Source organism: Comamonas sp. MYb69, from assembly GCF_037479315.1.
Classification (GTDB): domain Bacteria; phylum Pseudomonadota; class Gammaproteobacteria; order Burkholderiales; family Burkholderiaceae_C; genus Comamonas.
The window spans coordinates 1-596 of the sequence record NZ_JBBGZG010000028.1; the positions used below are offsets into that span (position 1 = coordinate 1).

1 protein-coding gene is annotated in these 596 nt (G+C 59.4%); it reads left to right on the plus strand.

All coding sequences use genetic code 11. From position 1 onward, the window contains the following. A partial coding sequence (locus tag WH303_RS23730) for an EF-Tu C-terminal domain-related protein (RefSeq protein ID WP_339521315.1) occupies positions 1-596 on the plus strand: 596 nt, incomplete at both ends.

Sequence of the window (596 nt, forward strand, 5' to 3'; positions counted from 1 at the left end):
CCCATCATCCGCGGCTCGGCTAAGCTGGCTCTGGAAGGCGACCAATCCGACAAGGGTGAACCCGCTATCCTGCGTCTGGCTGAAGCGCTGGACACCTACATCCCAACGCCAGAGCGCGCTGTGGACGGTGCTTTCCTGATGCCCGTGGAAGACGTGTTCTCCATCTCCGGTCGTGGTACCGTGGTGACCGGCCGTATCGAGCGCGGTATCATCAAGGTCGGCGAAGAAATCGAAATCGTCGGTATCAAGGACACCGTCAAGACCACCGTGACCGGCGTGGAAATGTTCCGCAAGCTGCTGGACCAAGGTCAAGCTGGCGACAACGTTGGCCTGCTGCTGCGCGGCACCAAGCGTGAAGACGTGGAGCGTGGCCAAGTGCTGTGCAAGCCTAACTCGATCAAGCCACACACCCACTTCACCGCTGAAGTGTATGTGCTGAGCAAGGACGAAGGCGGCCGCCACACCCCCTTCTTCAACAACTACCGTCCTCAGTTCTACTTCCGTACCACGGACGTGACCGGCGCCATCGAGCTGCCAGCTGACAAGGAAATGGTGATGCCTGGCGATAACGTGTCGATCACCGTCAAGCTGATCAA